This window comes from Ruminococcus sp. J1101004sp1_RTP21198st1_B9_RTP21198_201120 (genome assembly GCF_040924245.1).
Lineage (GTDB): Bacteria > Bacillota > Clostridia > Lachnospirales > Lachnospiraceae > Blautia_A > Blautia_A faecis.
This window is the reverse complement of the sequence record NZ_JBCOMI010000003.1, coordinates 1-20,634: the sequence shown is the minus strand read 5'-3', so window position 1 is coordinate 20,634 and position 20,634 is coordinate 1. Positions and strand designations below refer to the sequence as shown.

The 20,634-nt window shown below is 44.6% G+C and carries 16 protein-coding genes; 15 read left to right on the top strand and 1 reads right to left on the bottom strand.

Going from position 1 to position 20,634, the window contains the following annotated elements; all coding sequences use genetic code 11:
* Nucleotides 1–31 precede the first annotated feature (31 nt).
* Nucleotides 32–2,056 (top strand): beta-galactosidase, encoded by a 2,025-nt coding sequence (locus tag AB5618_RS02590; RefSeq protein ID WP_173717942.1) that lies wholly within the window; start codon nt 32–34, stop codon nt 2,054–2,056.
* Here the strand turns inward: AB5618_RS02590 and AB5618_RS02585 are convergent.
* Nucleotides 1,993–2,259 carry a DUF6783 domain-containing protein gene (locus AB5618_RS02585; protein ID WP_334297240.1) on the bottom strand — a complete coding sequence of 89 codons (267 nt, stop codon included), beginning with the start codon at nt 2,257–2,259 and terminating at the stop codon, nt 1,993–1,995. The genes AB5618_RS02590 and AB5618_RS02585 overlap by 64 nt on opposite strands.
* On the opposite strand from AB5618_RS02585, the gene AB5618_RS02580 reads away from it, so the two are divergent.
* The 14 genes from AB5618_RS02580 (at nt 2,179) to AB5618_RS02515 (ending at nt 20,526) form a co-directional block, all read left to right on the top strand.
* The gene (locus tag AB5618_RS02580; protein ID WP_334297241.1) at nt 2,179–2,358 is read left to right on the top strand and encodes a DUF6783 domain-containing protein; all 180 of its coding nucleotides are present in this window, start codon (nt 2,179–2,181) and stop codon (nt 2,356–2,358) included. The genes AB5618_RS02585 and AB5618_RS02580 overlap by 81 nt on opposite strands.
* Nucleotides 2,327–3,310 carry a helix-turn-helix domain-containing protein gene (locus AB5618_RS02575; RefSeq protein ID WP_173717943.1) on the top strand — a complete coding sequence of 328 codons (984 nt, stop codon included), beginning with the start codon at nt 2,327–2,329 and terminating at the stop codon, nt 3,308–3,310. The genes AB5618_RS02580 and AB5618_RS02575 overlap by 32 nt, the downstream gene beginning before the upstream one ends.
* Nucleotides 3,311–3,487: 177 nt before the next feature.
* On the top strand, nt 3,488–4,792 hold the full coding sequence (locus tag AB5618_RS02570) for a BMP family ABC transporter substrate-binding protein (protein ID WP_173717079.1): 1,305 nt from the start codon (nt 3,488–3,490) through the stop codon (nt 4,790–4,792).
* A 250-nt stretch (nt 4,793–5,042) separates the two neighbouring features.
* Nucleotides 5,043–6,575 carry an ABC transporter ATP-binding protein gene (locus AB5618_RS02565; protein ID WP_173717945.1) on the top strand — a complete coding sequence of 511 codons (1,533 nt, stop codon included), beginning with the start codon at nt 5,043–5,045 and terminating at the stop codon, nt 6,573–6,575.
* Nucleotides 6,576–7,673 carry an ABC transporter permease gene (locus AB5618_RS02560; RefSeq protein ID WP_173717946.1) on the top strand — a complete coding sequence of 366 codons (1,098 nt, stop codon included), beginning with the start codon at nt 6,576–6,578 and terminating at the stop codon, nt 7,671–7,673.
* A complete protein-coding gene (locus AB5618_RS02555) occupies nt 7,674–8,666 on the top strand; it encodes an ABC transporter permease (protein WP_148461206.1) in 993 nt (330 codons plus the stop codon).
* Nucleotides 8,667–9,057: 391 nt separating this feature from the next.
* Nucleotides 9,058–10,362 carry a hypothetical protein gene (locus AB5618_RS02550; protein ID WP_368366455.1) on the top strand — a complete coding sequence of 435 codons (1,305 nt, stop codon included), beginning with the start codon at nt 9,058–9,060 and terminating at the stop codon, nt 10,360–10,362.
* 192 nt (nt 10,363–10,554) lie between these two features.
* Nucleotides 10,555–12,231 (top strand): M3 family oligoendopeptidase, encoded by a 1,677-nt coding sequence (locus AB5618_RS02545; RefSeq protein WP_173717948.1) that lies wholly within the window; start codon nt 10,555–10,557, stop codon nt 12,229–12,231.
* 80 nt (nt 12,232–12,311) lie between these two features.
* Nucleotides 12,312–12,881: a hypothetical protein gene (locus tag AB5618_RS02540; RefSeq protein ID WP_173717949.1), complete on the top strand. Its 570-nt coding sequence runs from the start codon at nt 12,312–12,314 to the stop codon at nt 12,879–12,881.
* 202 nt (nt 12,882–13,083) lie between these two features.
* Nucleotides 13,084–15,384: an ABC transporter substrate-binding protein gene (locus tag AB5618_RS02535; protein ID WP_173717950.1), complete on the top strand. Its 2,301-nt coding sequence runs from the start codon at nt 13,084–13,086 to the stop codon at nt 15,382–15,384.
* A 197-nt stretch (nt 15,385–15,581) separates the two neighbouring features.
* Nucleotides 15,582–16,568 (top strand): ABC transporter permease, encoded by a 987-nt coding sequence (locus AB5618_RS02530; RefSeq protein WP_173717951.1) that lies wholly within the window; start codon nt 15,582–15,584, stop codon nt 16,566–16,568.
* 10 nt (nt 16,569–16,578) lie between these two features.
* The gene (locus AB5618_RS02525; protein WP_227198966.1) at nt 16,579–18,321 is read left to right on the top strand and encodes an ABC transporter permease; all 1,743 of its coding nucleotides are present in this window, start codon (nt 16,579–16,581) and stop codon (nt 18,319–18,321) included.
* Nucleotides 18,322–18,473: 152 nt separating this feature from the next.
* Entirely contained in the window at nt 18,474–19,526 is a 1,053-nt protein-coding gene (locus AB5618_RS02520) for an ABC transporter ATP-binding protein (protein ID WP_334285095.1), read from the top strand.
* Nucleotides 19,519–20,526, top strand: coding sequence for an ABC transporter ATP-binding protein (locus tag AB5618_RS02515; protein WP_368366454.1), 1,008 nt, complete (start codon nt 19,519–19,521; stop codon nt 20,524–20,526). Before AB5618_RS02520 ends, AB5618_RS02515 begins: the two co-directional genes overlap by 8 nt.
* Nucleotides 20,527–20,634: the final 108 nt, after the last annotated feature.

The window sequence follows — 20,634 nt, the reverse complement described above, 5'->3', positions numbered from 1 at the left end:
CTCTTATCATGGCAACAAAAAGGAGATTGAGATGGCAAAAAAAATAGAATATGGCCGTATGCTGCATGGTGGTGACTACAACCCGGAGCAGTGGCTTGACCGCCCGGACATTTTGAAAAAAGACATTGAATATTTCAAAAAAGCACACATTAATACAGTATCTGTAGGAATCTTTTCCTGGGCAGTACTGGAACCGGAAGAAGGAAAGTACAATCTGGGCTGGCTGGAAGAGATTATTGACAATTTATATAAAGAGGGAATTTCCACGATCCTGGCAACACCGTCAGGCGCAAGGCCAAAGTGGATGGCCGACAAGTATCCGGAGGTCCTTCGCATGGATCCGGACCGCACCAGAAGATTTTTCGGAGGAAGACATAATCATTGCTATACATCTCCGGTATATCGTCAGAAAGTTCACGATATGGACAAGCTGCTTTCCCAGAGACTGGGCAGTCATCCTGGTGTGATTCTGTGGCACATTTCCAATGAGTTTGGCGGAGAATGCTATTGCCCTCTTTGTCAGCAGAAATTCCGGGAATGGCTGAAAGAAAAATATGGAACCATTGAGAAGCTGAATTCCAGCTGGTGCACCACATTCTGGAGCCATATTTACAATAGCTTCGATCAGATTGAAGCTCCATCCCCAAAGGGGGAGAACGAGCTTCATGCATTGAAGCTTGACTGGAACCGGTTCGTTACAGACCGCACCATTGATTTTATCAAAGGAGAGGTTGCTGCAATCCGTGAAGGTGGTTCTGAACTGCCGGTAACAGCCAATCTGATGTATGATTACAACGGTCTTGATTACAAGAAATTTCGCAATGTTCTGGATGTGGTATCCTGGGATAACTATCCAAGCTGGCATAAGAAAGAGGAATTTTTCACTGCCATTGACGCAGGTATGCAGCATGATCTGATGAGGAGCATTAAGAATCAGCCATTTCTTCTCATGGAGTCCTGCCCGTCTGCCACAAACTGGAAGCCCATCAATAAGCTGAAAAAGCCGGGAATGATGCTGGTTTCCTCTCTTCAGGCAGTGGCTCACGGCTCCGACAGCGTTTTATACTTTCAGCTGCATCAGAGCCAGGGGGCTTCTGAGAAATTCCACGGTGCAGTGATCGACCACTATGGCGGAGAGGATACCCGTGTGTTTAAAGAAGTGACAGAGGTTGGAGAGGCACTGGAAGCACTGAAGGAAGTCTGCGGCAGCCAGATGAAGTCTCCGGCAGCAGTCCTTTATGACAGAGAAAATAACTGGGCAATCCAGGATGCACAGGGACCGCGGAATGAGAACATGTTCTACACCGAAGCGGTGCAGAAGCAGTACCGCGCCCTGCGTGAACAGGGACTGAATGTGGATGTGATCTCCATGGAGCATGAGCTTTCCGGCTATAAGATTGTGGCAGCGCCAATGGCTTATATGTTCAAAGATGGATACGAAGAAAGATTAAGAGCATATGCAGAAAATGGCGGAACCCTGGTGATCACTTACTGGACCGGTCTTGTGGATGGCACAGACAAGTGCTTCCTTGGAGGTACACCATACGGGCTTATGGAGGCAGCCGGTCTTCGTACTACGGAGATTGATGCTCTTTATGACTGGGAAGAGAACCATGGAATTTCGGAACCAGGCAATCATCTGGAAATCAGCGGCATCTATGCTTGCAAGAACCTGTGTGAGCTGGTAAAGGTTTCTGACGCAGAAGTGCTTATGCGCTATGGCGATGACTTCTATGCAGGAACTCCTGTAGTGACACATAAATCATATGGAAAAGGTCACGTATATTACGTTGGCGCAGATATGGAACAGGCTTTCTACAGTGATTTCTACGGAAAGGCAGCAAAGGAAGCTGGCATTCAGGCACCGCTGGGATTCGTACCGGCAGAGGTTTCTGTCACCTTACGTGAAAATCAGGAAAATGAATATCTGTTTATCCAGAACTATGCAAGAGAAACAAAGGCAGTTCCGGTTCCGGCAGAATATGAAGTGATCTACGGTGCAGCGGATGAGATTATGCAGCCGCTGGCAACAAGGGTCCTGAAAAAGAAAAAATAGAGATTAAAAATAGAGGAAGAAGTTAGTGTGAAAAGAGCTTTTGACACTAACTTCTTTTTGTGTATATAATTAGAGTGTGTTTGAAAAATCATTCCCGCAATCTGCACGCCCCACTTTGCGGTATATTTTGCCCGAATTCGGTTGCTGTAGCCCGCTACGGCGCCCTCATCCGGACAAAATCTCCCACAAATTGTGACGCACATCTTGCAGAAAGCCTTTTTCAAACACGCTCTGGAGAAAACAGAAATCATGCAGCAGGAGGTATGTGTAGTGCAGAGAGAACTCTTGGAGCAGCTTCGTGAAATTACAGAAGAAGAGAGTAGGATCCTGAACGGAGAAGCAGAAGTGGACAGGGATCTTTACACGTCTGGAAGCGATTTTACAATTGACAGCAATAAGATGCTGGAGGAAGGGAAGCTGATCGCAATCCGCACCCATACCAGGTTTGTTCATTTCCCCCTTCACCGCCATAATTATGTGGAAGTACTCTACGTATGCGAGGGAACTCTTACTAATGTTATAGATGGCAAACAGGTTATTGTGCGAAAAGGGGAACTGCTTTTTCTGAATCAGTTTACCCATCATGAGATTCTTGCAGCTGGCAGGAATGACATTGCCATAAATTTTATGGTATTGCCGGAGTTTTTTGATGTGGCATATTCAATGGCAGGAAATAATAATGTTCTGGCAGATTTTCTGGTGAATGTACTGCGCCGGGATAACCAGCAGGGAGAATATCTTCATTTTAAGGTATCTGAGGTGCTGCAGATCCAGAATCTTCTGGAAAATATTATTTATTCCCTTGTAACAGGAAGAGGCAACCAGAACAAAATCAATCAGACTACCATGGGACTTATTTTTCTTTACCTTATGGACTCTGTACAGTATGTGGAAATGCGCCTTCCAAATCAGTACGAGAACATGATATCCATGACTACTCTGGATTATATTGAGCAGAAATACCGCACGGCCACCTTGACTGAGCTATGCGATATGCTTCACCTTCCCATGCATGTATTAAGCAAAATGATAAAAAAAACAACAGGCTTTAATTTTAAGGAGCTGCTTCAGCGGAAACGTCTTAGTAAAGCTGTGGAACTGATGTGTGATACAGACCTTCCCATCAGCGATATCATTGCAGCAGTGGGCTATGAAAACAACAGTTATTTTCACCGTGTATTCAAGGAAAGATATGGGGTAACGCCAAGAGCTTTCCGCGTGGCTAATAAGAAAAATGATAAAGTAAGATTATGAAGAACGCGTAAAAATATTTTTACAAAAAAATTATCATTTGTTCAAAAATATTTTTTGAATTATATATAAATGGTTGACATTTAATTAGAAAAAAAATAAAATAATTGTAACGTTTAAGATTTTTCTTACATAGAGAGGAAAAGTCTCAGGCAAATAAAATATCAAGGAGGAAGTAAAATGAAAAAAATGTGTAAAAAAGTAGTCAGCCTTCTTCTTGCAGCAGTGATGGTGCTTACAATGACCGCCTTCGCTTCTGTTGTTTATGCCGCTGACGAGGACAGCGTTGAAGCTGATCCGAACTTCAAGATGGGAGTTATTCTTGTAGGTGATGAGACAGAAGGATATTCTGCAGCTCATATCGCCGGTGTCAAGGAAGCTGCTGCAGAGCTTGGTCTTGACGAGAGCCAGATCATCTGGAAATACAAAGTTCCGGAAGACTCCAGTTGCTATGATGCAGCAATCGACCTTGTTGGACAGGGATGCTCTCTGGTAATCGGTAACAGCTATGGACATCAGACCTATCTGGTACAGGCTGCTCAGGAATACCCGGATGTAACATTCGTTTCCATGACAGGCGATTTTGCAGCAATCAGTGGATGCGAGAATTTCAAGAATGCATTCACTAACATCTATGAATCCCGCTATGTATCCGGTGTTGTAGCTGGTCTGAAGCTGAAAGAGATTCTTGAAGATGGCACTCTTACCACCGAGACACAGCCAGACAGCTTTGATGCAGACGGTAATGTAAAGGTTGGCTATGTTGGAGCATTCAGCTACGCTGAGGTTGTTTCTGGTTATACTGCATTCTACCTTGGTATTAAGAGCGTTGTTCCGAACGCTGTAATGGAAGTTAAGTACACAAACTCCTGGTTCGATATTGACAAAGAGGGTGCAGCAGCTGAGGCACTTATTGCTAACGGCTGTGTGATCATCGGACAGCATGCAGACTCTACAGGTGCTCCTGCAGCTACACAGAAGCTTCACGATGATGGCAAGATCTGCTACTCTGTAGGCTACAATATTGATATGCTTGAGACTGCTCCTACAGCAGCACTTACCTCTGCTACCAATAACTGGGCAGTATACTACAAACATGCAATTGCAACCGTAATGGGCGGTGGTGACCTTGAGCAGGACTGGTCCGCAGGATATAATGACGATGCAGTAGGAATCACAGAACTTGGTGAGTCCTGTGCAGAAGGAACTGCAGACTATGTTGCTGACATCGAGGGCAAACTGAAAGACGGTTCTCTTCAGGTATTTGATACCTCTACATTTACTGTAGGCGGTGAGGAAGTTACCTCTGCACCGGTTGACCTTTCCTTCATGGATTACACAACTGATCCAGCAACTGTTGTATATCAGGGCGAGACTGTTGAGGCAATCGTGGATGGACATTTTGCAGAGTCCACATTCAGAAGCGCTCCATACTTTACACTTCGTATTGATGGAATCACAGAGGACGCAGACGCTGTTGAATAAGCAGTAATGCGAAATCCTGCGAAGCATGATTTCTGTGCATCGCGGAGCAGGTAGCTGGGAAGAAACCTGAACAGTTATCGAATTACATTAAATCCAAAAGGGGAGCTGTAAAAAGGCTTCCCTTTTGTTTCGTAAGCGGGAAAGTTAAAATCCACGCGGATGTGGGATTTTGGCGAACGCTTCAAAGATAGGCAAAACCAGAAGAGCTTGTTTTGCCTTGATTATAAAACGGGAAGGGAGGCACAACACTTTGGAATATGCCATTCAATTAAAAAATGTTACCAAAACATTTGGAAAAGTTGTTGCCAACAAAAATGTCAACCTTGACGTAAAAAAAGGTGAGATTCTCTCCCTTCTGGGAGAAAACGGAAGTGGCAAGACCACTCTTATGAATATGATCTCCGGTATTTATTTTCCAGATTCCGGCGAGATCATGATAGACGGCAGGAAAGTGGAAATCCGCTCTCCGAAAGATGCCTACGATCTGGGAATCGGTATGATCCACCAGCATTTTAAACTGATCGATGTATTCAGTGCCACTGAGAACATTGCCCTCGGTCTTGACAAGAAACAGAAATTTGACCTGAAAGAGGTTAAGAAAAAAGCCCAGGCTATCTGCGATAAATATCACTTTGACCTGGATTTAAACCAGAAGGTTTATGAGATGAGCGTATCCCAGAAACAGACTCTGGAAATTGTAAAAGTTCTCTACAGAGGAGCAAACATCCTGATCCTGGATGAGCCTACGGCAGTTCTGACTCCTCAGGAAACGGCAAGGCTTTTTGAAGTGATCCGAAACATGAAAGCAGATAACAAATCCGTTATCATCATTACGCACAAGCTTCACGAAGTTCTGGAGATTTCTGACCGTGTGGCAATCCTTCGAAAAGGGGAATACATAGGCACAGTAGAGACCAGTGAAGCTACAGAAAACTCTCTTACAGAGATGATGGTTGGCAAGAAGGTAGAACTGAATATTGCACGCTCTGCGCCTGTGAATCCTGTGAAACGACTTTCTGTTTCCCATCTGACTGTTTATAACCGTGAGGAAATCAAGGTGCTGGATGATGTAAGCTTTGATGTTTTCGGCGGAGAAATCCTTGGTATAGCCGGAATTTCCGGAAATGGCCAGAAGGAACTTCTGGAAGCCATTGCAGGACTTCAGATTACAGCCCAGGGCAGCAGCATTGAATTCTATGAAAAAGGTAAAGAAGACCAGCCCCTTCAGCTGGTTGGCAAAACACCAAAGAAAATTCGGGATGCCGGTGTGCATCTTGCATTTGTTCCAGAGGATCGTCTTGGAATGGGACTTGTTGGTTCCATGGGTATGACGGGAAATATGCTGTTAAAGAGTTATGGAAATGGTCCATCTCCGATTACCGATATGCGTGCTCCGAAGAAAATGGCAGAAAAGGTAAAAAAAGAGCTGGAGGTTGTTACCCCAAGTTTAAATACTCCTGTATCCCGTCTGTCCGGCGGTAATGTTCAGAAGGTTCTGGTAGGCCGCGAAATCGCAGAGGCACCGACTGTCCTGATGACTGCCTATGCAGTACGTGGTCTGGATATCAATACCTCCTATACAATCTATAATCTTCTGGACGAGGAGAAAAAAGAGGGTGTTGCAGTTGTTTATGTAGGTGAGGATCTGGATGTTCTCATTGATCTGTGCGACCGCATTTTGGTTCTCTGCGGAGGCAGGGAGAACGGCATTCTGGATGCCAGAACAACCACAAAAGAAGAAGTTGGTCTGCTGATGACAAATCTTCGGAAGGAGGGGAAATAAATGAGTGAAGTAAAAACAAAAGAACCCTTAGTCCGAATTATAAAGCGTGACAAAAGCAGCTTCGGCTACAAAGTATGGGTTCGCGCAGCTGCCATTTTACTGGCACTGGTTGTGGATGCGATTTTCATTTACAGTGTAACCGGACTGAATCCGTTATCCGTATATGGAGTTATGTTTAACGGTACCTTTATGACAAGCATCCGTTTTTCCTGGGCAATGCGAGATCTGGTAACCCTGCTCTGCATCGGTATTGCTCTTGCCCCTGCGTTTAAAATGCATTTCTGGAATATTGGCGCTGAGGGACAGGTATTGATGGGCGGTCTTGCCACAGCCATGGTTATGGTAAAATGCGGAGCCAGTCTCCCTACACCAGTGCTTTTCCTGGTAATGTTCCTTACTAGCGTGATTGCAGGCGGTCTGTGGGGCTTTATCCCGGCTGTGTTTAAGGCATACTGGAACACAAACGAAACACTGTTTACCCTGATGATGAACTATGTGGCAACCAGCATTGTGGCCTGCATGACCAATATTCTTCGTGGAAAAGCCTCCAGCCTTGGTAAACTGAACATGTCCACACAGGTTGGATGGTTTCCACAGTTTCTTGGACAGAGATATAATATTAACATTCTGATTGTTGTGATCCTGATGTTTGTCATGTTCTTCTATCTGAAATATTCCAAACAGGGATACGAGATCACCGTTGTTGGAGAATCTGAGAACACTGCAAGATATGCAGGAATCAATGTAAAATGGGTAACCATCCGTACCATGATCATTTCCGGCGCTATCTGCGGTCTGGTTGGTTTCCTGATCGTAGCAGGAAGAGACCAGACCATTTCCACCACATCTGCAGGTGGAAACGGATTTACCGCCATTATCGTAGCATGGCTTGCAAAGTTTAATACGTTTTATATGGCTTTGATCTCCTTCCTGCTGATCTTCCTTTCCAAAGGTGCAGCAGAGATTGCTTCTGCATACAGTCTGAACGATTATGCAGCAAGTATTATTGAAGGCGTGATCTTGTTCTTTATCCTTGGAAGTGAATTCTTTATCAACTATAAGATGATTTTCCGTGGTTCCAAAAAGGAGGTGCACTAAATGAGTAATCTGATTGCGTGGATCATCAGGGCAATTCCATTTGGAACAATTATCATGTTTGGTTCCATGGGTGAGATCACCACTGAGAAATCAGGAAACCTAAATCTTGGTGTTCCGGGAATTATGTATCTTGGCGGCTTTGCTGGCTTCGCCAGCTCCTATTTTTACGAGAAAAATTCAGCAGATCCAAAGGGTTGGATATGCGTGATCCTGGCGCTTGTGGCAGCAATTGCAGCCTCCATGCTGGGAGGGCTGATTTTCAGCTTCCTTACCATTACCCTTCGTGCAAACCAGAATGTAACCGGTCTTGCACTTACCACATTCGGTATGGGTGTTGCCAATTTCTTTGGTGTATTTATTTTAAATGGTGCAAGCTACACTGCAGCACCGCTGGCATACGCTTCTTTTTCAAAGAAGATTCCATTCCTGTCCAGTAAGCTGGGAATTGTAAGTAAAACTGTTTTTGCCTATGGTTTTCTGGTGTATGCGGCAATCATTATTGCTGTTGTTCTGCATTATGTGCTGAACAAAACAAGAGTAGGTCTGAATCTTCGGGCTGTAGGTGAAAATCCGGGAACTGCAGATGCAGCCGGAATCAATGTAACCAAATATAAATATCTGGCAACCTGTATTGGTGCCGGCCTTTCCGGAATCGGCGGCTTATATTACGTTCTGGATTATAATCAGGGCATCTGGGCGACAACGGGACAGATAGAAGCTCTTGGCTGGCTGGCTGTTGCACTGGTTATATTTACCACATGGAAACCTCTGAACTGTATCTGGGGCGCTTATCTTTTTGGTATGCTCTACTGGTTGTATCAGTTCCTTCCAAGTATTCTTGGAATCAAGGTTGCAAGCTATGTCACAGACCTGATCCAGATGGTTCCTTATGTGGTTACGATTATCGTGCTGGTTGTAGTAAGCTTCCGAAAGAAGAAAGAAAATCAGCCTCCGGAGAGTCTTGGACTTTCCTACTTCCGAGAGGAAAGATAACAGGGATTGGTTTGATATAATATTGAAATTTCAGAATTCTCTGCTTATGCTGTATAGTGCAACATAAGCAGAGGATTTTTTTATCCTTCAAACGGTAATACGAATTGCGAAAAAAAGGTTACTGTTCACTGGTAGCGTTCCGCGAGGTGTTTTTTGTGAACAAAGTTCACAGAAAAACCGAGAATTGCGGCGCGAAATCATGCTTTGCATGATTTCTGTGCATCGCGAAGCGCGTTACTGTGAACGAAGTGAACAGTAACAAAATAAGTGTCCATAGGAAAAGAAAGTTTACAAAATATTTCGAAAATGTTATATTATTATTAAATGACATGCGAAATATAGAATGGATAGCTGGTTCATACCTTTACAGTTATCAGAAAGGAATAAAAATATGAAAAAAAGATATGTTTTTGCTGCATTGGCAGCTATGACAGTATTTGCAGGCTGTGGAGATAATGCTTCTCAGCAGAAAAACACGGACAATACTACCCAGGAGAGCACAGCAGAGGATGATCTGACAGCTGCTGATCCGGATGAAGATGGAGAAGAACTGGATCCTGAATTTTCACAGGATGTAGAGAATAATGAAGTGATCGATGCAGATGATGCAGAGGAAGAAGCAGCTCTTGATCCCATTACTCCTTCTGAATATCTGGTTCAGAATGCTTCTGATTATGTGACTCTTGGAGATTATGATGGTGTAGAGGTTACCAGGTATACCTATGAGATCACAGACGATATGGTACAGGATGAGATCCAGGAAGAGCTGGCAGATGCCAGTGATGAGCAGTCTACCAATGCACCTTCCGAGGACGGAAATATTGTATATATGAATCTTACTGCCACTGTGGAGGGTGAGGAAGCTGCTGAGCCGGAAGAGACTTTTATCACCTTGGGACAGGAAGAATTTGGTGCAGAATTTGACCAGAAGCTGACAGGTGTTTCCACTGGAGATAAACTGGATTTCAGCATCACGTACGGAGATGATACCTGGCAGGAAGACTGGCAGGGAAAAACCGTTGACTTTTCAGTGGAGATAACAGATGTTACAGCTTCCGATACTCCGGAATATGATGAGGATTATGTGAAGAATTATACCGGGTATGACACGAAGGAAGAATATGAGGCTTCTGTAAAAGAATATCTGGAGCAGTCCTATGAGGAACAGAGTACTTATGATGAGACAGAAGATCTGATTTCTGCCTGCCTGGCACGTACAGAGTTTACGGGAGAATATCCGGACGACCTGTTTGAGGCATGCAGGGAAGAGGCACTCTCCGGTTATTCCATGTTTGTAGAGGAAGACGGAGATGTAAATGATGTACTGGATATGTTCGGGGTTACAGAGGATGATATTGCAGAAGAAGCCAAAAATCTTGTAAACCGCCGCCTCTTCATCAGTGCATATGCCGAAGCCAATAATATTGAGGTAACAGAAGATGAATACGTGAATTATGTGAATGAGTATGCTGACTACTATGGCGAGAGTCCTGCTGATTTTGAGACTCTTTATACACGGGAAACGCTTGTAAATGCCCTTTATGAGAGCAAGGTAACAGAGCTTCTTCTGGAAAAGGCAAACGTGACAGAAACTCCATATACACCAGAAGAGTATGATGAAGAGGAATCCAAAGAAGATGACACGCTTGATGATCTGGAAATCGTAGAAGAAGGAGAAGAAGGCGTAGCTGAATAAAATCTGAAGATTTGGCAAAACACACTTTCAACGTCATAATGTTCTTTGATTAACATTTTTTATAAATTTAAGCCTTTTAATTTAGATGTGATTATGATATAGTAAATAATACGCGACAATGGACGGACAGCATTCTGAAGATAAGCTTTAGGAAGTTTGTCCGCCCATTTGTGTCTATAAAGGAGGAACGAGATGAAATTTTCAGAAATGCCTTACACTCGTGTGGATTTTCCAGCTGTAATTGCACAGGCACAGGAGATTATCCAGCGCGCATCTTCTGCGAAGAGCGGAGAAGAGCAGTTCGAGATTCATCAGGAATTTAACAAGCTGATGGATCACGTGAGAACTCTTTACACCATCGCCCATATCCGCAGGGATGGAGATGTGACAAATGAGTTTTATGACGGCGAGAAGAGCTACTATGATGAGAAGCTCCCGGAACTGAACGCAGTGACAAATGAGTATAAGAAAGTACTTTTTGCCACTCCATATCGTCAGTATATGGAAGAGAAAATCGGACCGGTTGCATTTAAGTCCATGGAACTGGAGATGAAATCTTTCGATGACAGTCTGATTCCGCTGATGCAGGAGGAGAATGCCCTTGCTTCCCGTTACAGCAAGCTGATCGCTTCTGCCAAGATCATGTGGGAAGGAGAAGAACTGAACCTTTCCCTTATGCGTAAATATATGCGCTCCCAGGATCGGAATACCCGTAAGAAAGCATGGGATGCTTTTTCAGGCTTCTTTGAGGAGAACCAGGCTGAGCTTGATGAAATCTACGATCTGATGGTGAAGAACCGCACCAGACAGGCACAGATGCTGGGCTTTGAGAATTACATTGATATGGGCTACTGCCGCATGAATCGTAATTCTTATACCAAGGAAGATGTACAGAAGCTTCGCGAGCAGATTAAGACTGTATTTGTACCGTTAGCTTCCAGAATGCACAAGAACCGTCAGGCACGCCTTGGGGCAGATGCACTTCGGTATTATGATATGGGTGTTTATTTCCCACAGGGAGATCCGGCGCCGATCGGTACTCCTGAGGAGATTCTTGAGAGCGGCCGCAAAATGTACACGGAGATGTCTGATGAGACAAGGGATTTCTTCAACATGATGATGGAGAATGAGCTTTTTGATGTATTCGGACGTAAGAATAAGGCTACCGGTGGTTACATGACGGAGCTTCCGGATTATGGTGTACCGTTTATTTTTGCAAACTTTAACGGAACCAGTGGTGACGTGGATGTAATCACACATGAGTGTGGACATGCATTTCAGAGTTATGTATCCTGCAAGGATCCAATCACCGATCACTCCAGGTATCTGACCATGGAGACAGCAGAAATCCATTCCATGTCCATGGAATTCTTTGCGGAACCATGGATCGAGCTTTTCTTCGGGGAAAGAGGCGATGATTACCGCAAGATGCATCTTGAGGATGCCATCGACTTTATTCCTTATGGAACAATGGTGGATGAATTCCAGCACATTGTATACGGCAATCCGGAGCTTACACCTAAGGAGCGACGTGATGCATGGAACAGGCTGGAGCAGGAGTACCGCCCATATATGGATTCCACTGGCTGCAGGTTTATGGAAGAAGGCGGCTACTGGCAGAGACAGCACCACATTTTTGAGATGCCTTTCTACTATATTGATTATGTACTTGCACAGCTTTGTGCATTCCAGTTTAAGATCCGCATGGAGAAAGATCATGACGCTGCGTGGGCTGATTATATGAAGCTTTGCCGGCTTTCTGCAAGTGATTTCTATCCGTCCATGCTGAAACAGGTGGGACTTACAGTTCCATTTACAGATGGCTGCATTCAGAAGATTGTGGATGAGCTGGATAAGAAGCTGGGTTGAGTCATCAGGCAAAGACTGTGAGAAGGAAAAGCACTTTCAGGTAATAGATTGGGAACTCACAGGAAAGTTGAGGAAGAATTGTGAAAAAATATGGGAATGATTACCGCCAGAGAGGGGAAAAATTTGAATATACCGGAAAATGGTATGGCAGCAGCCTGTCAGTGAAGGAGCTGAAAAGACATGCCCTTAACAATACAGTTCTTATGGCAGCCGCCCTTGTGATCTATTTTGCCAGCCTGATGCTGAACAATGAAGGAAGCAGGATCTTCTGGATATTGCTTCCCTATATGGTGGTAGTATTCCCTGTTTCCTATGGAATCATGGGAGGTGCTTCCTTATTTCTTTTTTGCAGACAGCAGGAGGGAAAAGCTCACTCACAGGTGGTAATCCCGGAAAAGCATATAGGGCATATGACCTGTGCACAGTATGAAAAAGGGGTGCGGCGTCCGGTAAGGTGCAGCATTGCCATCACGGTACTGGGACTTTTTACAAGCGTGGCAAACCTGATTTTTTTGTTAAAAGATTTCGAAAATCTTATTTTTACAAGGGAACTATTATTCGAGGCAGCCGCTGTGATGATTTTAGCACTGGGAAGTGTTAGTACTGCGCAAAACTGGCAGATTAAAGCGAAATTTACAAATTTTGAGTAAAAATCTTTCAGTTTTTGACAATTATGGACAAAATTCCAGACATATTTCGCCATATAGCTATTGCACATGTAATAAAACATGGTAAAATAGAGAGGTATAAGACAACAAATTTTCAGGTTGTCTGTAGTAGCTGGCCTCAGGAGTCTCCAACAGGCTCTGATGAATAGTTACAATAAAATATCTTAAAAAAGGAGGATAAGATATGAGCAAGAAGAAGTTAATGGCCCTGTTATTAACAGGTGTCATGGCAGCATCAACAGTGAGTGTTCCTGTTTTTGCTGAGGATGCAGACGCTGCAGAAGACACAGCTGATGCAGCAGAAGAGACTGAGGGAGGTTCTTCCGATACACCGCTGGTTGTTGGACAGACCAACTTCTCCGAGAAATTCTGTGGAATGTTCGCAGAAGCAGTTCCGGATCAGCAGATCTCCGATATCGTAGGAGCATATCTGTTTGATAACGACCGCGCAGGTGCTGTTATCTACAATGGTATTGAGGGAGAGACTACTGAGTATAACGGAACAGAGTATACTTACACAGGACTTTCTGATATTACAGTTACACAGGGCGAGGATGAGACTGTTTATGACATCAAACTTCGCGATGATGTAAAATTCTCTGATGGTGAGCCGCTTACCGCAGATGACCTTATTTTCACATTATATGTATATTCAGATACTGATTATGATGGAAATGCAACTCTGTATTCCACCAATATCAAAGGTATGAAGAACTACCGTCTGAATTCCACAGCAGCAGACTCTATCACAGATGAGGATGTTGCAAATGTATTAGCTGACATGCCAGACGAAGTAGCAGAGAAGGTGAAATCTGACCTGATCGTTCCGCTTCTTACCTCTGAGTATGACTGGGCACAGACTTCATGGGAAGATTACGCAGACGCTTACGGTGTTGCAAGCGGTGACGAATTCTTCGCAATGCTCTACGCTACCGAAGACGGCTACAGCGTAGACGGCAAAGACCAGGATACAATCATTAATGAGATCGCTGACCAGTATGGTACAGATTATGTAGCTCTTGCAACTGCATACGGCGATGAGGAATATTTCAATGAAGATGCTACAACAATTGCACAGGAATACCTGGTAGAGCAGAAAACTGCTGCAGGTGAGGGCGAGGAAGTTGCTAACATCGAAGGAATCAAGAAACTTGGCGATTACGAAGTTGAGATCACAACAGACGGATTCTCTGCTACTACAATCTACAATCTTGGCGTAATCGTTGAGCCAATGCATTACTATGGTGATGCTTCTCTTTATGACTATGACAACAATCAGTTCGGTTTCACAAGAGGCGACCTTTCCGCAGTACGTGACAAAGCAAACCAGCCACTTGGTGCAGGTCCTTACAAATTTGTGAAATATGAGAACAAGACCGTATATCTGGAAGCAAACGAGAACTACTACAAAGGTGCTCCTAAGATCAAGTACCTTCAGTGGAGAGAGACTTCCGACGCAGATAAGATTGCCGGTGTTGAGCAGGGTACAATCGACCTTTCCGATCCATCCGGAAGCAAATCTGCATTTGACCAGATCAAGAGCATCAACAGCAACGGCGAGCTTGATGGCGACAAGATCATGGTTAACGCAACAGACAACCTTGGATATGGATACATCGGTATCAACTCTAACACTGTAAAAGTTGGTGATGATGGAAGCTCTGATGCATCCAAGGATTTAAGAAAAGCAATTGCAACTGTATTTGCTGTATATCGTGACGTAGCAATCGATTCCTACTATGGCGATGCTGCTTCCGTAATCAACTACCCGATCTCCAATACATCCTGGGCAGCTCCTCAGAAATCTGATGCAGATTATAAGGCAGCTTACTCTGTAGATGTTGACGGAAATCCGCTTTACACAGACGACATGTCTGATGATGAGAAATTTGCAGCAGCTACACAGGCAGCTCTTGGCTACCTTGAGGCAGCTGGCTACACTGTAGAAGATGGCAAAGTAACAGCAGCTCCGGAAGGTGCTAAGATGTCCTATGAGATCATCATCGGCGCTGACGGAAGTGGAGATCACCCAAGCTTTGCAATCCTTACAGATGCTAAGGCAGCACTTGAGTCCATCGGATTCACACTTGAGATCAATGACGTTACAGACTCTAACATCATGTGGGATGCTTTAAATGCAGGTACAGCAGAAATGTGGGCAGCTGCATGGCAGGCAACAATCGATCCTGATATGTATCAGACATACCACAGCGAGAGCGTAAAGAGTAACTACTACCACATCAATGACGCTACACTGGATCAGGATATTATCGACGCTCGTTCTTCCGCAGATCAGGAATACAGAAAATCTGTTTACAAACAGTGCCTGGATATCATTCTTGACTGGGCAGTTGAGATTCCGGTATATCAGAGACAGAACTGCATTATCTACAGCCCTGAGCGTGTAAATGCAGATACCTTTACAAAAGATGTTTCTACATTCTATTATTGGTATAAAGATATCGAGAACATCGAGATGAACTAAAGGTATAAACTGAAGAAGTCAGACTAGTGCAGTGGGCTCACCCTAACAAGTGAGCCCACTGCCTTACTGGCAGTATGCCTTGGGTACTGATGTGTGCCGGGGCATTGCATACAGCCAGAACCGGCAGGACACACTGCCAGTAAGAACATCACAGTCAGAACTTCTTACCCTGATACTGGAAAGGACAGATAAACTAAATGAAGAAATTTATTGTACGTCGTGTACTTCTGGGAGCGATGATTCTGTTCTTCGTTTCCATGATCATTTACTCAATTGAGAGAAGCCTTCCTACCTCTTATGTAGAAGGAAGAGCCCGCGACATGTCCATGAAACAGGGCGCTAAGCCTTATGATGAGCTGGTTGCGGAATTAAATGCCTCCTATGGACTGGATAAGCCGGTCCTGGAAGGATATTTTGTATGGCTTGGAAAAGCACTTCACGGTGAGTTTGGAGAATCCTGGATCTTCCATCAGCCGGTAACCAAGAAATTCTCCAGTGTAATCTGGTATTCCTTTGTACTGGCGCTGGCCTCGTTCCTGTTGGAGATCATCATTGCAATCCCTCTGGGAATCATATCGGCCACCAAGCAGTACAGCAAAGTAGACTATGCGGTGACAGTGTTTGCCCTCATCGGTATTTCCCTGCCGTCTTTCTTCTTTGCCACTATTTTGAAATGGATCTTCTCCATCAATCTGAAATGGGTGGACCTGTATGGTATTGTAAGCCGTATGCATGAGTCTTACGGCAGCGTTGGAAAGGTACTGGATATGGCGCAGCATCTGATCCTTCCGGTGATCACCCTGACCATCGTCAGCGTTGGTTCCCTGATGCGTTACACCAGAACCAACATGCTGGAGGTATTAAATGCAGACTACATCCGTACTGCAAGAGCTAAGGGTGTACCGGAGAAGAAGGTGGTCTATCACCATGCGTTCCGAAATACTCTGATTCCGATCATCACCATCCTTGGAAGTACACTTCCAAACCTGTTTGGCGGAGCCATGATCACAGAGACTTTGTTCCAGATCCCGGGAATCGGATACACATCCTATCAGGCACTGACCCAGGGTGATATTCCGTTTACCATGTTCTATATGGTATTTCTGGCATTTCTTACATTGACCGGCAATCTGATCGCAGACATCCTGTACGCTGTGGCAGATCCAAGGGTACGAGTAAATTAGGAGGAAAAACATGAGTACAGATCCAACAAAGAAAAAAGACGATCATGTCAGTACCTCCCAGGCACTGGATGATGAGCAGCGTGTAAAAGTCCTCTCCCCTGGAATGCTTGTTGCCAAGAGATTTTTCCGCAATAAGCTGGCTGTGGCAGGACTTGTAATTCTGGTAACAATGTTTGTGTTCTCATTCATTGGAGGTATGGTCAGTCCCTATGGTGAGAGCCAGGTGTTCCGTAAAACCGACCACGTATGGAAGGATTATGCAGGAGCTACCTATAATAAAGCATATATTTTTGAAACAGCAGACGGAAGCGAGTTCCCGGCAGCCGGACAGCAGAAGTTCATTCTTGCAACCAACAAAGGGGATGCGACTTTTGAGGCAGATGGTGTAACTTACGGACTTGAAAATAAAGGCGAAGAATACTGGGCGATTTACTCCGCAGAGCCGGTTGCCACAGTTCTTACCCTGAAAGGCAAATCCACCTATAAACCGGCTGGAGATGCAGAAGTAACAGATGACATCAAAGAAGGCTATGAAGAAGCAGTAAGTAATGATGAAGATACCTTTGAGGTGGACGGCATTACTTATTCCATTGAGAAGTCCGGACGTGAGAATCTGATCACCATTTCCGGAGAAGTTGCTTTTGCAACAAAGAAGGTCTTCAGCGCAGCCACCAGCGATGCACAGCTTGGATTTGAATTCCAGCAGCTTGCACTGGATGCCCTGGAAAATGGCGAGTCTTCTTTTGAGTGCGATGGCGTAAAGTATGAGATGAGCACTTTAGAAGGTGAGACTGCTACAGAGATCACCAAAGACGGCGAGGTTTATGCAACAGTTTCCGGTCTTCTGGTATCCCCGCAGGCAAACGGTGTATTCCTTTCCCTTTCTTTTAAAGAGGCAGTGGAGCAGGCAATCACAGAGAAAGCCTCCACATTTACCGCTCTCAATGAGAATGGTGAGGAGGAGACCTATCAGCTTCAGACAAAGAATACACAGTATGTAGTCCGTAACCAGAAAGAGACTACTGTCAACGATACCTATGCAGCTCCAAGTAAGAAGCACTTGGTAGGAACTGACGGAAACGGTATGGATATGCTTACCAGACTGATGTATGGCGGACGTATCTCCCTGATGATCGGTTTCGTTGTTATCATTATCGAAGGTATCATCGGTATTCTCATCGGTGGTATTTCCGGTTATTTTGGAGGATGGGTAGATACCATTCTCATGCGTGTGGTTGATGTTGTTATCTGTATCCCAGCAATGCCGCTGTACATTATCATCGGTTCTGTTATGGATTATTACAAGATCGATCCGCGAATCCGTATTTATGCACTTTGTGCGATCCTGGGTATCGTGGGATGGCCAAGCATTGCCCGTATGGTACGTGGACAGATCCTCTCCCTTCGTGAGCAGGAGTTCATGGTTGCAACAGAAGCGACAGGTGTTCGTGTGTCCAGACGTATTTTCCGCCACCTGATCCCTAACGTTATCCCACAGCTGATCGTTATTGCAACAATGGGACTTGGTGATGTTATTCTGATGGAGGCAACTCTTAGCTTCCTTGGAATCGGTGTTAAGTTCCCATATGCTTCCTGGGGTAACATTGTAAATGCGGTAAATGATGTATACGTACTGACCAACTTCTGGTTCGTATGGATCCCGGCCGGATTTTTGATCCTGCTGACCGTTCTTGGATTTAACTTTGTGGGTGATGGTCTTCGTGATGCATTTGACCCGAAAATGAAACGGTAGGTGCGAATATGGCATTATTTGGTAAGAAAAACGCAAACTATATCTCAGCTAAGGAAACCAAAAGAATCTCCAAAGAGAATCGAAAGATCACCAATGAGATAGAGAAGAAGAGAAACAGAAAGAATATTCCGGAGTCAGAGTATATCACTACCATGAAGAATCCGGAAAACGTAGTTGAGTTTGACAATGTTCATACTTATTTCTTTACAGATATCGGAACGGTTAAAGCCGTGGATGGTGTAAGCTTTGAAATTCCTCAGGGAAAAACAGTTGGTGTTGTTGGAGAGTCTGGTTGTGGAAAGTCTGTAACAAGCCTTTCCCTTATGCAGCTGGTACAGCGTCCTCAGGGACAGACAGTAGAAGGAGAAATCCGTTTTAATACCGGAGACAAGGTTTACAACATTGTAAACACTCCTACAAGTGAAATGCAGAAGCTTCGCGGAAATGAGCTTTCCATGATTTTCCAGGAGCCTATGACTGCACTGAACCCGGTATTCCGCATTGGAGAGCAGGTTGATGAGATCACCAAGCTTCACAATCCGGATATGAGCAAAGAGCAGGTAAAGGCCAGAACCATCGAAATGCTGAAGCTGGTTGGAATCGCCAACAGTGAGGGCGTTTATAAAATGTATCCTCATGAGCTTTCCGGTGGTATGCGTCAGCGTGTATGTATCGCAATCGGTCTTGCATGTAATCCAAGACTGATCATCGCTGATGAGCCTACCACAGCTCTTGATGTTACCATTCAGGCCCAGATCCTGGATCTGATGCGCAACTTGAAAGATAAGATCAATTCTTCCATTATGCTGATTACGCATGACCTGGGGGTTATTGCAGAGATGGCAGATTATGTAGTTGTTATGTATGCCGGTCGTGTAGTTGAAAAAGGTACTGCAAGTGAGATCTTCAAGAACCCGTCTCATCCATACACCATTGGACTTATGCGTTCAAAACCGGTTGTAGGCAAAAAGGTTGACAAGCTTTACAGTATTCCAGGTAAGGTTCCAAACCCTATTGATATGCCGGATTACTGTTATTTCCGTGACCGTTGTGAGCTTAGCTGTGACAAGTGTCAGGGAAGCTATCCAGGCGTGATTAAATTAAGTCCTACACATGAAGTAAGCTGTTACCGCTATGCAGACCGTCCGGAAGCAGGATGGCTGGCAAATGTTCATCCAGGGGAAGGGGGAAAAACTCATGAGTGAGAATAAGACAGCAGAAAATGCAAAGAATCAGCAGTCCGATAACATTCTGGAGGTATCCCATCTTAAGAAATATTTCCCAATCAAGGGTGGAATGTTCGGTAAGCAGGTTGGAGCTGTAAAAGCAGTTGATGACGTTTCTTTCACATTAAAGAGAGGAACCACAATGGGTCTGGTTGGAGAGTCCGGATGTGGTAAATCTACCACAGGAAGAACCATCTTAAGACTGATTGAGAAAACAGACGGACAGGTTCTCTTCAACGGAAAAGATGTTTACGGTCTTTCCAATAGAGAAATGCGCGATATGCGTACCAAGATGCAGATCATTTTCCAGGATCCATATTCTTCCCTTTCCCCAAGACTGCCGGTTGGCGAGATCATCGGGGAAGCTGTAAGAGAGCATAACCTGGTTCCTAAGTCTGAATATGCAGATTATGTGACCAAGATCATGGATGACTGTGGACTTCAGTCTTATCATAAAGACCGTTATCCTCATGAGTTCTCTGGTGGACAGAGACAGCGTATCTGTATTGCGAGAGCACTTGCATTGAATCCGGAGTTCGTTGTGTGTGACGAGCCGGTTTCCGCGCTTGATGTTTCCGTACAGGCTCAGATCATTAACTTGTTAAAGGAACTTCAGGAGAAGAGAAATCTGACTTATCTGTTTATCTCTCATGATCTTTCCGTTGTAGAGCATATTTCCGATACCATCGGCGTTATGTATCTGGGAGGTCTTGTGGAGACTGGTACCACATCAGATATTTTTGCAAATCCTCTTCATCCGTACACAGAGGCTCTGTTCTCTGCAATTCCTATGCCGGATCCGGATCTGAAGAGAAACCGTATCATTCTGGAGGGAAATATTCCATCCCCTGCGAATCCGCCTAAGGGATGTAAGTTCCATACCAGATGCCGGAAGTGCATGGAGATTTGTAAGAATCAGGTGCCTGAGGTAAAAGATATGGGAAATGGGCATAAGGTGCGCTGCCATCTGTATGACTAAGAATAAAGCAGGCCAGGGATTACCTGGTCTGTTGCTATTTAGTGTGTTGAAAGTTGTTCAAGGCGGACGCATTCGGACAATGGTGATTGCTCACTCGCCGGCGCAACG